We start from the raw sequence: 18576 nt of genomic DNA on the forward strand, positions 1-18576 counted from the left end.
CCCGATCGCGATGGAAGAAGGCCTGCGCTTCGCCATCCGTGAAGGCGGCCGTACCGTGGGTTCGGGCGTCGTGGCCAAGATCCTCGACATCTAAGTCGGGCGCAAAGAGTACCGGAGGGGTATAGCTCAATTGGCAGAGCGTCGGTCTCCAAAACCGAAGGTTGTAGGTTCGATTCCTACTGCCCCTGCCACTTAGGTGGCACTCCGAAAAAAGCCCGTCGCGTCCCGACGGGCTTCGGCGTCTCAAGAGACGCATTGAATTGAAGGCCTCAGGGCCACAGGAAATCAGCCAAACATGGCCACTTCTCAAATCGAAACCGTGAGTACCGGCGCCGACAAGGCCAAACTGGCCGTGGCTGTCGTGCTGGCAGTGGGCGCCATCGTGGCGTTCTATCTGCTGTCGCGCCAAGGCTCGCTGGTGCAATGGGCTGCGCTGCTGGTCGGCTTGGCCGCAGCGGTGGCTGCCTTCGGCAGTTCGGAGAATGGTCGTCAGTTGTGGGCCTTCGGCCGCGACTCGTGGCGCGAGGTCAAGAAGGTCGTCTGGCCGACCCGCAAGGAAGCGATGCAGATGACGGCTTATGTGTTCGCCTTCGTGGCGATCATGTCCGTCTTCCTCTGGCTCACCGACAAGACGCTCGAATGGGTGTTTTTCGACCTCATTCTGGGCTGGAGAAAATAAATGACCGCTGATCCAGTGAATGCAGTTGAAACCACGCCGGGCGCGCCAGAGGAAGAAAACACCTCGGTGCTGGCTCCCGCCGCCAACCCAGATCTGCGTTGGTACGTGGTGCATGCCTATTCGGGCATGGAGAAGGCCGTCGAGCGCAACATCACCGAGCGCATCAATCGCGCCGGCATGCAGGACAAGTTCGGCCGCATCCTGGTTCCGACCGAAGAAGTGGTCGAGATCAAGAACGGCCAGAAGCGCACCACTGAGCGTCGTTTCTTCCCGGGCTACGTGCTGGTCGAAATGATCATGGACGACGAAAGCTGGCACCTGGTGAAGCACACCAACAAGGTGACGGGTTTCGTGGGCGGCGCCAAGAACCGTCCGGCCCCGATCTCGCAGAAAGAGGTCGAGGACATCGTCAGCCAGATGCAGCAGGGCACCGAGAAGCCGCGCCACAAGGTCGAGTTCACCGTTGGCGAATTCGTGCGCGTCAAGGAAGGCCCGTTCACCGACTTCAACGGCACTGTCGAAGAAGTCAACTACGAGAAGAGCAAGGTCAGCGTGTCGGTCATGATTTTCGGCCGCGCGACACCTGTGGAACTCGAATTCAGCCAGGTCGAGAAGACCTGACGCCCCGCCGGCCTTCGGGTCGGCGTTACTGTTTCCGGCTGCGCGTTGTCCGACTCGGCGCGCGGCCTTGATCGAAGAGTCGTTTAACCCCGGGGAGCCGCGGCCGCAAGCCAAGGCGATATCACCCGCAAGGAGCAAATAGCATGGCGAAAAAAATCGTCGGCTTCATCAAGCTGCAAGTGCCAGCTGGTAAGGCCAACCCGTCCCCGCCGATCGGTCCCGCACTCGGTCAGCGCGGTCTGAACATCATGGAGTTCTGCAAGGCGTTCAACGCGCAAACCCAAGGCGTCGAGCCGGGTCTGCCGCTGCCGGTGGTCATCACCGCGTTCGCTGACAAGAGCTTCACCTTCATCATCAAGACGCCCCCGGCGATCACCTTGATCAAGAAGGCCATCAAGCTGGAAAAGGGCTCGGCCCGTCCGCACACCGACAAGGTCGGCAAGATCACGCGCGCTCAGCTCGAAGAAATCGCCAAGGCCAAGATGAAGGACCTGACTGCCGCCGACCTCGACGCAGCAGTTCGTACCATCGCCGGCTCGGCCCGCTCGATGGGCGTGAATGTGGAGGGCGTGTAAATGTCCAAGATCACCAAGAAGCAGAAGTCGCTCGAAGGCAAGGTCGACAGCAACAAGCTGTACCCGCTGGTTGACGCGATCACCATCGTCAAGGAAGCCGCCACCGCCAAGTTCGATGAATCGATCGACGTGGCCGTGCAACTCGGCATCGATGCGAAGAAGTCGGACCAGGTCGTGCGTGGCGCCGTCGTGCTGCCCAACGGCACCGGCAAGACCAAGCGCGTCGCCGTGTTCGCCCAAGGCGCCAAGGCTGAAGAAGCCAAGGCCGCCGGCGCCGACATCGTCGGCATGGACGACCTGGCTGCCATGGTCAAGGCTGGCGACATGCCTTTCGACGTCGTGATCGCCGCACCGGACGCCATGCGCGTCGTCGGTACGCTCGGCCAGATCCTCGGCCCGCGCGGCCTGATGCCCAACCCGAAGGTTGGCACGGTGACCCCGGACGTCGCCACGGCCGTGAAGAACGCCAAGGCTGGCCAGGTTCAGTTCCGCGTCGACAAGGCCGGCATCGTGCACGGCACGATCGGCCGTCGCTCGTTCGACAACGACAAGCTGCAGGGCAACCTCGCAGCGCTGATCGATGCTCTGGTCAAGGCCAAGCCCGCGACCAGCAAGGGCGTGTACCTGCGCAAGGTGGCTGTGTCGTCGACCATGGGTCTGGGTGTCCGCGTGGACACGCAAACCATCTCGGCGAGCTAAAGAGATTTGCTCCGCCCGAAAGGGTGGGGCGAATGTGGTGGGTCGCGGCAGCTTCGGTTGCCGCGGGCCATCCAAGACCGCTGGTGTGCAGGGTGCTGCACTTAATCGCCGGACCTTTCCGTCAGGCAATCAGCGCAGATGGCGATCCCGCTGCAAGGAATTTGATTTTTGTTCCGAAACAGTTGGTCGCTGCATGAAGCGCGATCCCAGGCCCCGGCCGAAGATCGCATTAAAAGGAGTAGACCTTGAGTCTGAATCGCAGTGAGAAAGAAGCGGTCATCAGTGATGTGACCAGCCTCGCCGCAAAAGCTCAAACGCTCGTGATGGCGGAATACCGTGGCATCACGGTGGCCGATATGACCAAACTGCGCAACGAAGCGCGCAGCAAGGGTGTGAGCCTGAGTGTTCTGAAGAACACCCTGGCCCGCCGTGCTGTCGCTGGTAGCCCGTTTGAGATTGTTGGCGACCAGATGACCGGTCCGCTGATCTACGGCTTCTCCGAAGACGCTGTGGCCGCCGCCAAGGTGGTGGCCGATTTCGCGAAGACCAACGACAAGCTGGTCATTCGCGGCGGCGCCTTCGGTGGCAAGGCCCTGGACGTCGACGGCGTGAAGCAACTGGCCAACATCCCTTCGAAGGAAGTGCTGCTGGCGCAATTGCTGGGCTTGATGCAATCCCCGATCTCTCGTACCGCCCGCGTGCTCGCGGCGCTGGCCGAGAAGCGCGGTGGTGGCGAAGCTGCACCCGTTGCCGATGCACCGGCAGAAGCGCAGGCCGCCTGAGCCTCGCGTTTGAAATATTCAACCCAATTGTTAGGAAACAAAAATGGCATTCGATAAAGACGCATTTCTGACCGCGCTCGACAGCATGACGGTCCTGGAACTCAACGACCTGGTGAAAGCCATCGAAGAGAAGTTCGGCGTGAGCGCCGCTGCAATGTCGGCTCCGGCCGCTGGTGGTGGCGCAGCCGCTGCTGTGGTCGAAGAAAAGACCGAATTCAATGTCGTGCTGGCTGATGTCGGCGCGAACAAGGTGTCGGTCATCAAGGCTGTGCGCGAAATCACCGGCCTGGGCCTCAAGGAAGCCAAGGATCTGGTGGAAGCCGCTCCCAAGGCTGTCAAGGAAGGCCTGTCGAAGGCTGACGCTGACGCTGCCAAGAAGAAGCTGGAAGAAGCCGGCGCCAAGGTGGAACTGAAGTAATTCAGACCCCCTGGAGGGCTGGAGGCGCCTGAAAAGGCCCTCCAGCCTTTGCCGCTTTCAGAGCGCACCCAAAAGCCGGCTCGTTGCCGGTTTTCCCGGAGACCTTCAGGTCGACGGAAAAGCCAAGACGAGACGTTTTTTGAGTGTCTTCTGACCCCGACTGCAGAAGACCCCTTGGTTCGGGCGATGTGCAACGCATCGCTGTCCGCCAACGGCTGGTAGTGGCCAGCCGCCAAGCAGTGGTGCCTCGGCACTGCTGACAAGTCGCTGAAGATCTCAAGCACCGGAGCTCTCATGGCCCAATCGTCCGCGTACAGTTACACCGAACGCAAGCGCATCCGAAAAAGTTTCGGCAATCGCGACAGCGTCGTCGAAATTCCCTACCTGCTGCAGATGCAGAAAGACGCGTACACCGCGTTCCTGCAAGCCGGCATTCCCCCGAAACAACGCACCGTCGAAGGCCTGCAGGCCGCGTTCGACGCCGCCTTCCCGATCGTCTCGCACAACGGTTTCGTCGAGATGAAGTTCCTCGAGTACAACCTGGCGAAGCCGGCGTTCGATGTGCGCGAGTGCCAGACCCGTGGTCTGACCTTCGCCTCGGCCGTGCGCGCCAAGGTCCAGCTCATCATCTATGACCGCGAGTCGTCGACTTCGCAGTCGAAGGTGGTCAAGGAAGTGAAGGAACAAGAGGTCTACATGGGCGAAGTGCCGCTCATGACCGAAAAGGGTTCGTTCATCATCAACGGCACCGAACGCGTGATCGTGTCGCAGCTGCACCGTTCGCCGGGCGTGTTCTTCGAACACGACAAGGGCAAGACGCACAGCTCGGGCAAGCTGCTGTTCTCGGCCCGCGTGATTCCCTACCGCGGTTCGTGGCTCGACTTCGAGTTCGACCCGAAGGACATGCTGTACTTCCGCGTGGACCGTCGCCGCAAGATGCCGGTCACGATCCTGCTGAAGGCCATCGGCCTGAACCCGGAATCGATCCTCGCGAACTTCTTCGTGAACGACAACTTCCGCCTGATGGACAGCGGCGCGCAGATGGAGTTCGTCTCCGAGCGCCTGCGCGGCGAAGTCGCGCGCTTCGATATCACCGACAAGTCGGGCAAGGTCGTGGTCGCCAAGGACAAGCGCGTCACCGCGCGCCACACGCGTGAGCTCGAGCAGGGCGGCACCACGCACATCAGCGTGCCGGAAGACTTCCTGATCGGCCGCGTGATCGCCCGCAACATCGTCGACGCCGACTCCGGCGAAATCCTGGCCAAGGCCAACGACGAGCTGACCGAAGCGCTGCTGAAGAAGCTGCGCACGGCCGGCGTGCAAGACGTGCAGGTGATCTACACGAACGAACTCGACCAGGGCGCGTACATCTCGCAGACCCTGCGCATCGACGAAACCGTGGACGAATTCGCTGCGCGCGTGGCCATCTACCGCATGATGCGCCCCGGCGAGCCGCCGACGGAGGACGCCGTGCAGGCCCTGTTCCAGCGCCTGTTCTACAACCCGGACACGTACGACCTGTCGCGCGTCGGCCGCATGAAGTTCAACGCCAAGGTCGGCCGCGACGAATCGACCGGCCCGATGGTGCTGACCAACGAAGACATCCTGGCCGTGGTCAAGATCCTCGTCGACCTGCGCAACGGCAACGGCGAAGTCGACGACATCGACCACCTGGGCAACCGCCGCGTGCGTTGCGTCGGCGAACTGGCCGAAAACCAGTACCGCACCGGCCTGGCACGTATCGAGAAGGCCGTGAAGGAACGTCTGGGTCAAGCGGAACAAGAGCCGCTGATGCCGCACGACCTGATCAACAGCAAGCCGATCTCGGCCGCGCTGAAGGAATTCTTCGGTGCCTCGCAGCTGTCGCAGTTCATGGACCAGACGAACCCGCTGTCCGAAATCACCCACAAGCGCCGCGTGTCGGCCCTTGGCCCGGGTGGTCTGACGCGTGAACGTGCAGGCTTCGAAGTGCGCGACGTGCACGTGACCCACTACGGCCGCGTGTGCCCGATCGAAACGCCTGAAGGCCCGAACATCGGCCTGATCAACTCGCTGGCCCTGTACGCCCGCCTGAACGAATACGGCTTCATCGAGACGCCGTACCGTCGCGTGATCGACAGCAAGGTCACGATGGACATCGACTACCTGTCGGCCATCGAGGAAGGCAAGTACGTCATCGCCCAGGCCAACGCGGCCCTGGACAAGGACGGCAAGCTGACCGGCGACCTGGTCTCGGCGCGTGAAGCCGGCGAATCGATCCTGGTCGGTGCCGAACGCATCCAGTACATGGACGTGTCGCCCGCGCAGATCGTGTCGGTGGCCGCATCGCTCGTGCCGTTCCTCGAGCACGACGACGCGAACCGCGCGTTGATGGGCGCCAACATGCAGCGTCAGGCCGTGCCTGTGCTGCGCCCCGAGAAGCCGATGGTCGGTACGGGTATCGAGCGCGTCTCCGCGGTCGACTCCGGCACCGTGGTCACGGCCACCCGCGGCGGTATCGTCGACTACGTCGATGCGACCCGTGTCGTGGTGCGTGTGAACGACGCCGAAGCGGCTGCCGGTGAAGTCGGTGTGGACATCTACAACCTGATCAAGTATCAGCGTTCGAACCAGAACACCAACATCCACCAGCGTCCCATCGTCAAGCGCGGCGACAAGATCGCCAAGGGCGACGTGGTGGCCGACGGCGCATCGACCGACCTCGGCGAACTGGCCCTCGGCCAGAACATGCTGATCGCGTTCATGCCGTGGAACGGCTACAACTTCGAAGACTCGATCCTGATCTCGGAACGCGTCGTGGCCGAAGACCGCTACACCTCGATCCACATCGAGGAACTGGTGGTGATGGCGCGCGACACGAAGCTGGGCGCAGAAGAAATCACGCGCGACATCCCGAACCTGGCCGAGCAGCAGCTCAACCGCCTCGACGAATCCGGCATCATTTATGTCGGCGCCGAAGTGCAGCCGGGCGACACGCTGGTGGGCAAGGTCACGCCGAAGGGCGAGACCACGCTGACGCCTGAAGAGAAGCTGCTTCGCGCCATCTTCGGCGAGAAGGCTTCCGACGTGAAGGACACTTCGCTGCGTGTGGATCAGGGCTCGCAAGGCACCGTGATCGACGTGCAGGTGTTCACCCGCGAAGGCATCACGCGCGACAAGCGCGCCCAGCAGATCATCGACGACGAGCTCAAGCGCTTCCGCCTCGACCTGAACGACCAGCTTCGCATCGTCGAAGCCGACGCGTTCGACCGTATCGAGAAGCTGCTGACCGGCAAGGTCGCCAACGGCGGCCCGAACAAGCTGGCCAAGGGCACGAAGCTCGACAAGGCCTACCTGTCGTCGGTCGAGAAGTTCCACTGGTTCGACATCCGCCCGGCGGAAGACGAAGTGGCTTCGCAGCTCGAGTCGATCAAGAACTCGCTGGAGCAGACGCGCCACAGCTTCGACCTCGCGTTCGAAGAAAAGCGCAAGAAGCTCACGCAGGGCGACGAGCTGCCCGCGGGCGTGCTCAAGATGGTCAAGGTCTACCTGGCCGTCAAGCGCCGCCTGCAACCCGGCGACAAGATGGCCGGCCGCCACGGCAACAAGGGTGTGGTGTCGAAGATCGTTCCGGTCGAAGACATGCCCCACATGGCCGACGGTACGCCGTGCGACATCTGCCTGAACCCGCTGGGCGTGCCTTCGCGGATGAACGTGGGCCAGGTGCTCGAGGTGCATCTGGGCTGGGCCGGCAAGGGCATCGGCCAGCGCATCGGTGACCTGCTGCAGCAAGAGGCCAAGGTGGCCGAGCTGCGCAAGTTCATGGAGCAGCTGTACAACGGCTCGGGCCGCCAGGAAAACATCAGCTCGCTGAACGACACCGAACTGCTCGAAATGGCAGCGAATCTGCAGAACGGCGCGACCTTCGCGACGCCTGTGTTCGACGGTGCTTCGGAAGAAGAAATCCGCGGCATGCTGAAGCTCGCCTACCCGGACGACATCGCCAAGCTCAAGGGCCTGACCGATACGCGCACGCAGGCGTACCTGTTCGACGGCCGCACCGGCGACCAGTTCGAGCGTCCCGTCACCGTCGGCTACATGCACTTCCTGAAGCTGCATCACCTGGTCGACGACAAGATGCACGCGCGTTCCACCGGCCCGTACTCGCTCGTCACGCAGCAACCGCTGGGCGGCAAGGCGCAGTTCGGCGGCCAGCGTTTCGGGGAAATGGAAGTGTGGGCGCTGGAAGCTTACGGCGCCGCCTACGTCCTGCAGGAAATGCTGACCGTGAAGTCCGACGACGTGCAAGGCCGTACCAAGGTGTACGAAAGCATCGTCAAGGGCGAGCACTCGATCGAAGCCGGCATGCCGGAATCGTTCAACGTGCTGGTCAAGGAAATTCGTTCGCTGGGCCTCGACATCGAGCTCGAGCGTTCTTAATTTGAAAAGGGAAAGAGTCTTATGAAATCGCTACTCGACCTGTTCAAGCAATTCACGCCTGATGAGCATTTCGATGCCATCAAGATCGGCATGGCTTCGCCCGAGAAGATCCGTTCGTGGTCTTTCGGCGAGGTGAAGAAGCCCGAGACGATCAACTACCGCACGTTCAAGCCCGAGCGCGACGGTCTCTTCTGCGCCAAGATCTTCGGCCCCATCAAGGACTACGAGTGCCTGTGCGGCAAGTACAAGCGCCTGAAGCACCGCGGCGTGATCTGCGAGAAGTGCGGCGTTGAAGTCACGCAGACCAAGGTGCGTCGCGAGCGCATGGGTCACATCGACCTGGCCGCGCCCTGCGCCCACATCTGGTTCCTGAAGTCGCTGCCGTCGCGCCTGGGCCTCGTGCTCGACATGACGCTGCGCGACATCGAACGCGTGCTGTACTTCGAAGCCTACGTGATCACCGACCCCGGCATGACCCCGCTGAAGAAGTTCGGCATCATGTCCGAGGACGACTACGACGCGAAGCGCAAGGAATACGGTGACGAATTCGTCGCCAAGATGGGCGCCGAAGGCATCAAGGACCTGCTCGAAGGCATCGAACTCGACAGCGAGATCGAACGCCTGCGCGGCGACCTGACCGGCTCCGAAGTCAAGGTCAAGAAGAACTCCAAGCGCCTGAAGGTGCTGGAAGCCTTCCGCAAGTCGGGCATCAAGCCCGAGTGGATGGTGCTCGACGTGCTGCCCGTGCTGCCGCCGGACCTGCGTCCGCTGGTGCCGCTGGACGGCGGCCGCTTCGCGACCTCCGACCTGAACGACCTGTATCGCCGCGTCATCAACCGCAATTCGCGTCTGCGCCGCCTGCTGGAGCTGAAGGCTCCGGAAATCATCGCGCGCAACGAAAAGCGGATGCTGCAGGAAGCTGTCGACTCGCTGCTGGACAACGGCCGCCGTGGCAAGGCCATGACGGGCGCCAACAAGCGCGCGCTGAAGTCGCTGGCCGACATGATCAAGGGCAAGAGCGGCCGCTTCCGCCAGAATCTGCTGGGCAAGCGCGTCGACTACTCGGGCCGTTCGGTCATCGTGGTGGGCCCGACGCTCAAGCTGCACCAGTGCGGCCTGCCGAAGCTGATGGCGCTCGAGCTGTTCAAGCCCTTCATCTTCTCGCGCCTCGAAGCCATGGGCATCGCGACGACGATCAAGGCTGCCAAGAAGGAAGTCGAATCGGGCACGCCGGTGGTCTGGGACATCCTGGAAGAGGTCATCAAGGAGCACCCGGTCATGCTGAACCGCGCTCCTACGCTGCACCGTCTGGGCATCCAGGCCTTCGAACCGATCCTGATCGAAGGCAAGGCCATCCAGCTGCACCCGCTCGTCTGCGCGGCATTCAACGCCGACTTCGACGGCGACCAGATGGCTGTTCACGTGCCGCTGTCGGTGGAAGCGCAAATGGAAGCTCGCACGCTGATGCTGGCCTCCAACAACGTGCTGTTCCCGGCTTCGGGCGAACCGTCGATCGTTCCTTCGCAGGACGTGGTGCTGGGTCTGTACTACACGACCCGCGACCGCATCAACGGCAAGGGCGAGGGCCTGATCTTCTCCGACATCGGTGAAGTGCAGCGCGCGCTCGACGCCAACGAAGTCGAACTCACCGCCAAGGTGGCAGTGCGCATCACGGAATACACCAAGAACAAGGAAACCGGCGAATTCACGCCGTCGACCTCGCTCGTGGACACCACCGTGGGCCGTGCCCTGCTGTCCGAGATCCTGCCGAAGGGCCTGCCGTTCTCGAACATCAACAAGGCGCTGAAGAAGAAGGAAATCTCCAAGCTCATCAACGTCTCGTTCCGCAAGTGCGGCCTGAAAGAGACCGTCGTGTTCGCCGACAAGCTGCTGCAAAACGGCTTCCGTCTGGCGACCAAGGCCGGCATCTCGATCGCCATCGACGACATGCTGGTGCCCGCCGAGAAGCACGGCATCATCGAGCGCTCCGCCAAGGAAGTGAAGGAGATCGAGCAGCAGTACGTGTCGGGTCTGGTGACCTCCGGCGAACGCTACAACAAGGTGGTGGACATCTGGGGCAAGGCCGGCGACGAAGTGTCGAAGGTCATGATGGCCAAGCTGTCGAAGCAACGCGTTATCGACCGCCACGGCAAGGAAGTCGAGCAGGAGTCCTTCAACTCGATCTACATGATGGCCGACTCGGGCGCCCGCGGTTCCGCGGCCCAGATTCGCCAGGTGGCCGGTATGCGGGGCCTGATGGCCAAGCCGGACGGCTCGATCATCGAGACGCCCATTACCGCGAACTTCCGCGAAGGCCTGAACGTGCTGGAGTACTTCATCTCCACCCACGGTGCCCGTAAGGGTCTGGCCGACACGGCGCTGAAGACGGCGAACTCGGGCTACCTGACCCGTCGTCTGGTCGACGTGACGCAAGACCTGGTCGTGACCGAGCAGGACTGCGGCACGCACGGCGGCTACCTGATGCGCGCCATCGTCGAAGGCGGTGAAGTGATCGAGTCGCTGCGCGACCGTATCCTCGGCCGCTCGGCTGCGGACGACGTGCTGCACCCGGAAAACCGTTCGGTGCTGCTGAAGGCCGGCGAGATGTTCGACGAAGACAACATCGAAGCGCTGGAAGCGCAAGGCGTCGACGAGGTCAAGGTCCGCACGGCGCTGACCTGCGAAACCCGCTTCGGCATCTGCGCGACCTGCTACGGCCGCGACCTGGGCCGCGGCGGCCTGATCAACATCGGCGAAGCCGTCGGTGTGATCGCCGCTCAGTCCATCGGCGAACCCGGCACGCAGCTGACGATGCGTACCTTCCACATCGGTGGTGCCGCTTCGCGCGCTGCCATCGCTTCGAGCGTGGAAGCCAAGTCGAACGGCTCGATCGGCTTCAACGCCACGATGCGCTACGTGACCAACAGCAAGGGCGAGCTGGTCGTGATTTCGCGTTCGGGCGAGATCGTCATTCATGACGAGCACGGCCGTGAGCGCGAACGCCACAAGGTGCCGTACGGCGCGACCCTGACGGTCAAGGCCGACCAGCAGATCAAGGCCGGCCACGTGCTTGCCAACTGGGATCCGCTGACGCGCCCGATCATTACCGAGTTCGCCGGCAAGACGCAGTTCGAAAACGTCGAGGAAGGCCTCACGGTTGCCAAGCAGGTGGACGAAGTGACCGGTCTGTCGACCCTGGTCGTGATCGACCCGAAGCGCCGCGGCGCTGCCAAGGTCGTGCGCCCGCAGGTGAAGCTCATCGACGCCTCCGGCGCCGAAGTGAAGATCCCGGGCACCGACCACTCGGTGACGATCGGCTTCCCGATCGGCGCTCTGGTCCAGATCCGTGACGGTCAGGACGTGGGCCCCGGCGAAGTGCTGGCGCGTATTCCGGTCGAAGGCCAGAAGACCCGCGACATTACCGGCGGTCTGCCGCGCGTTGCCGAGCTGTTCGAAGCCCGTTCGCCGAAGGACAAGGGCATGCTGGCCGAAATGACCGGCACCGTGTCGTTCGGCAAGGAAACGAAGGGCAAGATCCGCCTGCAGATCACCGATCCGGAAGGCACGGTCTGGGAAGACCTCGTGCCGAAGGAAAAGAACATCCTGGTGCACGAAGGCCAGGTGGTGAACAAGGGCGAATCCGTGGTCGACGGCCCGGCGGACCCGCAGGACATCCTGCGCCTGCTGGGTTCGGAAGAACTGGCGCGCTACATCGTGGACGAAGTGCAGGACGTGTACCGCCTGCAGGGTGTGAAGATCAACGACAAGCACATCGAGGTGATCGTTCGCCAGATGCTGCGCCGCGTCGTGGTCGACAACATCGGCGACACGAGCTACATCTCCGGCGAACAGGTCGAACGCAGCGAAATGCTCAACACCAACGACGCCCTGCGCGCCGACGGCAAGATCCCCGCGACGTTCACCAACCTGCTGCTGGGTATCACGAAGGCGTCGCTGTCGACCGACTCGTTCATCTCGGCTGCTTCGTTCCAGGAAACGACGCGCGTGCTGACCGAAGCCGCGATCATGGGCAAGCGCGACGAGCTGCGCGGCCTGAAGGAAAACGTCATCGTCGGCCGCCTGATCCCCGCAGGCACCGGCATGGCTTACCACCAGGCCCGCAAGGTCAAGGACGCCATGGACGAAGCCGAGCGCCGTGCCATCGCCGAATCGGAAGCTGCCGAACTGGCAGGCTCCGCCGACAGCGATGCAGCGGCCAGCACGGCTGACGCCAGCGAAGGCGCTGCGACCGAGTAACTCGGTAGCATCACCGGCCATGACCGGTACACCACGCCCCCCGACCGCCTCCGGTTGGGGGGCGTTTTTCTTTGTGTTTTCAATGATGAGGCGTTGTCGTCGATGAGCGTATTGCCCGAATCGCTGACCAGCTGGATCGTGATCGCGGTCCTGCTGTTCTGGTTTGTCGGTGCCTACAACCGGCTGGTGCGTTTGCGCGCGGCCGTGCTGCAGGCCTACGGCCTGCTCGATGCGGCCCTGGGCAAGCAGCTCGACTTCGTGCAGGCCAGCATCACCGCTGCGCCACCGGTGGAGGCGTCGCCGACGGGTGAGTCGCTGTCGTCCATCGCGCCATTGCAGGCCGCGACCACCCAGCTCGCGACCCTGCTCGGCGCGACCCGGCTGCACCCGCTGGACACCGGCGTCATGGCCGCGCTGGCCACTGCGCTGCAGGTGTGGATCAATGCGTGGCGACGCCAGCACCCGGACGATGTGACGGTGTTCGACGCCGACGGCACTCTGTCGCGGCCGGCGCAACTTCAGCCCGGGACCGAGGCCACGGTGCCCAGCGCCATCGAGCCGATCGCGTGGCCCGAGCCTTCGGCCGCGGCGGAGATCGCGCGCAGCCAGTTCAATCAGGCGGTGGGGCACTACAACGCTGCGATCGCGCAGTTTCCGGCGTTGCTGGTGGCATGGGCCGTGCGTCTGCGTCCAGCCGCTCCGCTGCTCTGAGTTCGGCGCCCGGCGCGGCTCTTTCTTCTTTCCATTGCACGGCGTCCGGCTTTACGGTCGCCCGTTACCATCGCCCCAACTTGTCAGAACTACCTTCCGATCCTTCCTCCAGCAGCAACAACGGTGCGCCGTCGCTGCAGCCTCCGCTCTGGCGCCAACTGCAACTGACCGCGGTGGCGCTGGCGTCGATTCGCGCCGGCACCTCGGGCTCGGTTGCCTTCGAGGCGGTCGAGCCTTCGCTGCGCCCCGGCGTGCAGGCGCTCGGCTTCCAGGTGCTGCGCTGGCTCGGCCGCGCCGAGGCGCTGCGTCGCCACCTGGCCAAGCGCACGCCGCCGCCGCTGCCCGATGCCCTGCTGTGCACCGCGCTGGCGCTGGCGTGGGACAGCGAGCGTGCACCCTACGAGCCCTTCACGCTGGTCGACCAGGCCGTCGAGGCCGCCAAGCGCAACCCGGCCACGCGGGCGCAGGCCAGCTTCATCAATGCCTGTCTGCGGCGCTTCTTGCGCGAACGCGACGAGCTCGTGGCCGCCACCGACACAGAACCCGTCGCGCAATGGAACCACCCGCGCTGGTGGATCGAGCGCCTCAAGCGCGACCATCCGCGCGACTGGCAGCGGGTGCTGGGCGCCGACAACGCGCAGGCGCCGATGACGCTGCGGGTCAACACTCAGAAATCGACCGTGGCTTCGTATCTGGCGGAGCTGGAGGCCGTCGGCCTCGGTGCGATACGCGTAGGCCCCAGCGGCCTGCAGCTGACGCGCGCGCGCCCCGTGCAGCAGCTGCCCGGTTTTGCCGACGGCGCCTGCTCGGTGCAGGATGCCGCCGCGCAGATGGCCGCGCCGCTGCTGCTCGAAGGCCTCTTGCCGACGAAGCCGGGTGCGGCGGTGCCACTGCGCGTGCTCGATGCCTGCGCCGCCCCCGGCGGCAAGACCGCGCACCTGCTCGAAATGGCCGCCCCCAGCGCCATCGACGTGACAGCCCTGGAAGTCGATGCCGTCCGCAGCCGCCGTATCGATGAAACCCTGGCCCGCATCGGCCTCAAGGCCAAGGTGCTCGTCGCCGACGCGGGGCGTCCGGACCAATGGTGGGACGGCACGCCCTTCGACGCCATCCTGCTCGACGCACCATGCACGGCCTCGGGCATCGTGCGACGCCATCCTGATGTGCGCTGGCTGCGCCGCGAGAGCGACACCGCCCAGCTCGCAGCCCAGCAGGCCGCTCTCCTGGCCGCGCTCTGGCCGCTGGTGCGGCCCGGCGGCCGGCTCCTTTACTGCACCTGCTCCGTGTTCCGCGAAGAGGGTTCGCAACAAATTGATGCGTTTCTTGTACACAACACCGACGCACGATTGCTGCCATCGCCAGGCCATTTGCTGCCCCAAAGCGGGTCGAATGCCCGTGGCGTCCCGGACAATCCCTCTGGTGACCACGACGGTTTCTTCTACGCCCTGCTTGAGAAGCGCCCGCACTGAACGGCGCTGGCCGGCCTTGCTGGCCGTCCTGCTCTGGGCCTGGGCAATGTGGATGGTCCTGCTGCTGCCGGCCCCGGCGGCCGCCCAGGGCCGCAACGGCACGTCGATCACCCAGATGCGCCTCGAGCAGTCCGACGACGGCGTCTACTTCAGCGCGGCCGTGCAGTTCGAGCTGCCCTCCTTGGTGGAGGAGGTGCTCGACAAGGGCATCGCCATCTATTTCGTGGCCGAGGCCGAGCTCTACCAGGAGCGCTGGTACTGGACCGATCGCAAGGTCGCCCAGGTCGCGCGCCACATGCGGCTGGCCTACCAGCCACTCACGCGGCGCTGGCGACTCAATGTGTCGGCGGCGCCGATGACCGGCGCGGCCGGCCTGGGCATCTCGCTGAACCAGAACTTCGACACCCTCGGTGATGCGCTCGACGCCATCAAGCGCATCGGCCGCCTGCGGCTGGGCGATGTGGCCGAGATCGGCGACGACCCGCAGCACCAGGTCACTTTCCGCTTCCGGCTCGACACCTCGCAGCTGCCGCGCCCGTTCCAGATCGGCGTGGTCGGGCAGGCCGACTGGAACATCGCCGCCGAACGCACGGCAAAGCTCCCTCTGGAGAAGCAGAAGTGAGCACTTCCGGGCGCAGCGGCGCAGCGGCCACGCCGGCCGCGCGCCGCGCGCGGGCCACGCGCTGGGCCATTGGTGTCGGCGCCGCGCTGGTCACGGCCATCGGCCTGGTGCTGATGTTCCTGCTGGCGCAGGCCACCAACAACCGCGCACTGTACGAGCGCTACTACGTGCGCCTGTTCGGCATCAACGTCGTGGTGGCGGTGCTGCTGGTGCTGGTGATCGGCTGGGTTGCCTTCCGCTTGCTGCGGCGGCTGCGGCAGGGCAAGTTCGGCAGCCGATTGCTCATCAAGCTGGCGGCCATCTTCGCGCTGGTGGGCGTGGTGCCCGGGGCGCTGGTCTACGTGGTGTCTTATCAGTTCGTCGCACGCTCCATCGAGAGCTGGTTCGACGTCAAGGTCGAGGGTGCGCTCGATGCCGGCCTGAACCTCGGGCGCGCCACGCTCGATTCGCTGTCCGACGACCTCGCTGCCAAGACGCGCAGCGCCAGCGCACAGCTGGCGCAAGTGCCCGACACGAGCGCGGGCCTGGTGCTGGAACGCATCCGCGATCAGCTCGAGGCCACCGACGTGATCCTGTGGACCGGCAACGGGCAACTCGTGGCCAGCGCCGGCTCCTCGCGCTTCCAGCTGAACCCCGAGCGGCCAACCGTGCAGCAGTTCCGCCAGGTCCGCCCCGAGCGCGCCGTCGCGCATGTCGAGGGGCTGGACGAAACCGCCGCGCCGGGCGCAACCCCGCCCGTCGCGAGCGTGCGTGCACTCGCCATGGTGCAGAGGCCGGGCTTCGACTTCGACACCGCGCCGCGCTATCTGCAGGTCACGCGGCCGCTGCCGCCGGCCGTGGTCGCCAACGCGCTCGCCGTGCAGGAGGCCAACCGCGAATACCAGGAGCGGGCGCTCGCGCGCGAGGGCCTGCGTCGCATGTACATCGGCACGCTCACGCTGAGCCTGTTCCTCGCCGTGTTCGGTGCGGTGCTGTTGGCCGTGCTGTTCGGCAATCAGCTCGCGCGGCCGCTGCTCGTGCTGGCAGACGGCGTGCGCCAGGTGGCGGCCGGCGACCTGCGGCCCACCGCCGTGCTGCAGGGCAAGGACGAACTCGGCGGCCTTACGCGCTCGTTCGCCGTCATGACGCAGCAGCTGGCCGACGCCCGCGGCGCGGTCGAGAAGACCATGGGCCAGCTCGACGCTGCGCGCGCCAACCTGCAGACCATTCTCGACAACCTGACATCGGGCGTGATCGTGCTCGACGCCAAGGGCACCGTGCTGTCCACCAATCCGGGCGCGACCCGCGTGCTGCGCGCGCCGCTCGCGGCCTACGAAGGCCGGGCGCTCGTCGATGTGCCGGGCCTGGCCGAGTTCGGTGCCAAGGTGCAGCAGCAGTTCGACGACTTTCTCGTCGAGCGCATGCAGCACGGCCTCGACCACTGGCAGCACGCCTTCGAGCTGCACGCCTCCGGCACCGACCTGCCGCAGCAGGACGGCGCCATCAACATCGTCGCGCGCGGCGCGGAACTGCCCGGCGCCGCGCGGCTGCTGGTGTTCGACGACATCTCCGAAATCGTCTCGGCCCAGCGCGCGCAGGCCTGGGGCGAAGTGGCGCGCCGCCTCGCGCACGAGATCAAGAATCCGCTCACGCCGATCCAGCTCTCGGCCGAGCGGCTCGAGATGAAGCTCTCGGGGAAGGTCCCGCCGCCCGAACAAGCCGTGCTCGTGAAGTCGGTGAAGACCATCGTCGACCAGGTCGATGCGATGAAGCGGCTGGTGAACGAATTCCGCGACTACGCGCGCCTGCCCGCGGCCGACCTCAAGCCGGTGGACCTCAACGCCTTGCTGACCGACGTGCTCCAGCTCTACAACGCCGAGAGCCTGCCGATCACGCTGCGCTCCGAACTCGACGAGCGCTGCCCGCCCATCCGCGGCGACGCGCAGCAGATCCGCCAGGTCATACACAACCTGTTGCAGAACGCGCAGGACGCCGCCGAAGCTGCCGCCAGCGGCACGGGCAAGGCGGGCGAGGTCGTCATCCGCACGCGGCTCGGCGATTCGGGGCAGCGCGTGCGCCTGACAGTGCAGGACAGCGGCCCGGGCTTTGCCGAAAATATTTTGAAGCGCGCCTTCGAACCCTACGTAACCACGAAAACAAAAGGTACTGGTTTGGGCCTTGCCGTCGTGAAGAAAATCGCGGACGAACACGGCGCGCGCATCGAGCTTTCCAACCGCGTCGTCGATGGGGCTGTAGCAGGGGCACAAGTCTCGCTATCATTCGCGCTGGCAGGCGAGCCGCGGGCAGCGGTCGCTCACACCGAAGATTCGAAGTCTTCCGCCGCCTGAGCCGCACGAATCTCCGTCGTCGCACAGGCGATGGATGGGCCAGCGGACCCTCAATACATTGCAGACACCAGCGCAAACAACAAGCAGCACTCATGGCAAACATTCTCGTGGTCGATGACGAGCTGGGCATCCGGGACCTGCTCTTCGAAATTCTCAATGACGAAGGCCACAACGTGGAGCTCGCGGAAAACGCCGCAGAAGCCCGCGCTGCGCGCCAGCGCGCACGGCCCGATCTCGTGCTGCTCGACATCTGGATGCCCGACACCGACGGCGTCACGCTGCTCAAGGAGTGGTCCACCGCGGGCCTGCTGAGCATGCCCGTCATCATGATGAGCGGCCACGCCACCATCGACACCGCGGTCGACGCCACGCGCATCGGCGCCTTCGCCTTCCTCGAAAAGCCCATCACCATGCAGAAGCTGCTCAAGGCAGTGGAGCAGGGCCTGGCGCGCGAGAGCGCACGCCGCGCCGCGGCAGGCGTGGTGCCCGCGCCGGTCACCGGCAACCAGGCGGCCGCCATCACGACGACAGGCGACAGCCTGCTGATGGCCTCGCTGGCGTCCGTGCCCGTGGTCGACGCCGGCCCGCAATCGACACAGAGCTTCGACCTCGACCGCCCCCTGCGCGATGCGCGCGATGGTTTCGAGAAGGCGTACTTCGAGTTTCACTTGGCGATGGAGAACGGTTCGATGACCCGCGTCGCCGAGAAAACCGGCCTCGAACGCACCCATCTGTACCGCAAGCTCAAACAACTTGGCGTCGATCTTTCAAGAGGGCGCAGAAGCGCTGTATAATTTAGGGCTGCACACAAATGCAATGGCCCGGTAGCTCAGTTGGTAGAGCAGCGGATTGAAAATCCGCGTGTCGGTGGTTCGATTCCGCCCCAGGCCACCATATCCCGTAAGGCGCTACAGCTATCAAGGTTGTAGCGCCTTTCTCGTTTTATTCCCGCGATGGGAATTCAGAAGCTTGGGGTAGACCAAAGGACTTGCTAGGA

At 64.5% G+C, this 18576-nt stretch carries 13 protein-coding genes, 2 tRNA genes and 1 pseudogene; all 16 read left to right on the forward strand.

The genetic code is table 11. The annotated features are described in order from the left end of the window. A pseudogene (locus tag BLV60_RS20755) lies at nucleotides 1–94 on the forward strand (elongation factor Tu); the annotation flags it as partial. Nucleotides 95–115: 21 nt separating this feature from the next. Next, nucleotides 116–191, forward strand: a tRNA-Trp gene (locus tag BLV60_RS20760). Between the two features lie 104 nt (nucleotides 192–295). Then, nucleotides 296–679 (forward strand): preprotein translocase subunit SecE, encoded by a 384-nt coding sequence (secE, locus tag BLV60_RS20765; protein ID WP_093057178.1) that lies wholly within the window; start codon nucleotides 296–298, stop codon nucleotides 677–679. Beyond that, nucleotides 680–1300, forward strand: a complete 621-nt coding sequence (nusG, locus tag BLV60_RS20770) for a transcription termination/antitermination protein NusG (RefSeq protein ID WP_256217011.1) — start codon at nucleotides 680–682, stop codon at nucleotides 1298–1300. It abuts the gene before it with no gap. Between the two features lie 143 nt (nucleotides 1301–1443). Then, nucleotides 1444–1875 (forward strand): 50S ribosomal protein L11, encoded by a 432-nt coding sequence (gene rplK, locus BLV60_RS20775; protein WP_007831051.1) that lies wholly within the window; start codon nucleotides 1444–1446, stop codon nucleotides 1873–1875. Continuing rightward, nucleotides 1876–2574 carry a 50S ribosomal protein L1 gene (rplA, locus tag BLV60_RS20780; protein WP_093057179.1) on the forward strand — a complete coding sequence of 233 codons (699 nt, stop codon included), beginning with the start codon at nucleotides 1876–1878 and terminating at the stop codon, nucleotides 2572–2574. A 245-nt stretch (nucleotides 2575–2819) separates the two neighbouring features. Next, entirely contained in the window at nucleotides 2820–3356 is a 537-nt protein-coding gene (gene rplJ, locus BLV60_RS20785; protein ID WP_093057180.1) for a 50S ribosomal protein L10, read from the forward strand. 43 nt (nucleotides 3357–3399) lie between these two features. Beyond that, nucleotides 3400–3774 carry a 50S ribosomal protein L7/L12 gene (rplL, locus tag BLV60_RS20790; RefSeq protein ID WP_093057181.1) on the forward strand — a complete coding sequence of 125 codons (375 nt, stop codon included), beginning with the start codon at nucleotides 3400–3402 and terminating at the stop codon, nucleotides 3772–3774. Between the two features lie 294 nt (nucleotides 3775–4068). Then, entirely contained in the window at nucleotides 4069–8193 is a 4125-nt protein-coding gene (gene rpoB, locus BLV60_RS20795; RefSeq protein ID WP_093057182.1) for a DNA-directed RNA polymerase subunit beta, read from the forward strand. Nucleotides 8194–8214: 21 nt separating this feature from the next. Further along, nucleotides 8215–12450, forward strand: coding sequence for a DNA-directed RNA polymerase subunit beta' (gene rpoC, locus BLV60_RS20800; protein WP_093057183.1), 4236 nt, complete (start codon nucleotides 8215–8217; stop codon nucleotides 12448–12450). Between the two features lie 102 nt (nucleotides 12451–12552). Then, the gene (locus BLV60_RS20805) at nucleotides 12553–13161 is read left to right on the forward strand and encodes a LemA family protein (RefSeq protein WP_093057184.1); all 609 of its coding nucleotides are present in this window, start codon (nucleotides 12553–12555) and stop codon (nucleotides 13159–13161) included. Nucleotides 13162–13241: 80 nt separating this feature from the next. After that, nucleotides 13242–14630: a 16S rRNA (cytosine(967)-C(5))-methyltransferase RsmB gene (rsmB, locus tag BLV60_RS20810; RefSeq protein WP_371127389.1), complete on the forward strand. Its 1389-nt coding sequence runs from the start codon at nucleotides 13242–13244 to the stop codon at nucleotides 14628–14630. Nucleotides 14631–14676: 46 nt separating this feature from the next. Further along, nucleotides 14677–15252 carry a DUF4390 domain-containing protein gene (locus BLV60_RS20815; RefSeq protein WP_371127394.1) on the forward strand — a complete coding sequence of 192 codons (576 nt, stop codon included), beginning with the start codon at nucleotides 14677–14679 and terminating at the stop codon, nucleotides 15250–15252. Next, nucleotides 15249–17579 carry a sensor histidine kinase gene (locus BLV60_RS20820; protein WP_093057186.1) on the forward strand — a complete coding sequence of 777 codons (2331 nt, stop codon included), beginning with the start codon at nucleotides 15249–15251 and terminating at the stop codon, nucleotides 17577–17579. Before BLV60_RS20815 ends, BLV60_RS20820 begins: the two co-directional genes overlap by 4 nt. Before the next feature lie 92 nt (nucleotides 17580–17671). After that, nucleotides 17672–18373, forward strand: a complete 702-nt coding sequence (locus BLV60_RS20825; RefSeq protein WP_093057187.1) for a response regulator — start codon at nucleotides 17672–17674, stop codon at nucleotides 18371–18373. A gap of 24 nt (nucleotides 18374–18397) precedes the next feature. After that, nucleotides 18398–18473: transfer RNA gene (locus tag BLV60_RS20830), tRNA-Phe, on the forward strand. Nucleotides 18474–18576: the final 103 nt, after the last annotated feature.

It is taken from the genome of Variovorax sp. YR634 (genome assembly GCF_900106655.1).
Taxonomy (GTDB): Bacteria; Pseudomonadota; Gammaproteobacteria; order Burkholderiales; family Burkholderiaceae_C; genus Variovorax.

Coding starts and splice junctions, on each gene's coding strand:
- rplL (WP_093057181.1), top strand. CDS start 3,400: ATGGCATTCGATAAAGACGCATTTCTGACCGCGCTCGACAGCATGACG.
- BLV60_RS20805 (WP_093057184.1), top strand. CDS start 12,553: ATGAGCGTATTGCCCGAATCGCTGACCAGCTGGATCGTGATCGCGGTC.
- rpoB (WP_093057182.1), top strand. CDS start 4,069: ATGGCCCAATCGTCCGCGTACAGTTACACCGAACGCAAGCGCATCCGA.
- rplA (WP_093057179.1), top strand. CDS start 1,876: ATGTCCAAGATCACCAAGAAGCAGAAGTCGCTCGAAGGCAAGGTCGAC.
- BLV60_RS20825 (WP_093057187.1), top strand. CDS start 17,672: ATGGCAAACATTCTCGTGGTCGATGACGAGCTGGGCATCCGGGACCTG.
- nusG (WP_256217011.1), top strand. CDS start 680: ATGACCGCTGATCCAGTGAATGCAGTTGAAACCACGCCGGGCGCGCCA.
- BLV60_RS20815 (WP_371127394.1), top strand. CDS start 14,677: ATGTGGATGGTCCTGCTGCTGCCGGCCCCGGCGGCCGCCCAGGGCCGC.
- rplK (WP_007831051.1), top strand. CDS start 1,444: ATGGCGAAAAAAATCGTCGGCTTCATCAAGCTGCAAGTGCCAGCTGGT.
- secE (WP_093057178.1), top strand. CDS start 296: ATGGCCACTTCTCAAATCGAAACCGTGAGTACCGGCGCCGACAAGGCC.
- rpoC (WP_093057183.1), top strand. CDS start 8,215: ATGAAATCGCTACTCGACCTGTTCAAGCAATTCACGCCTGATGAGCAT.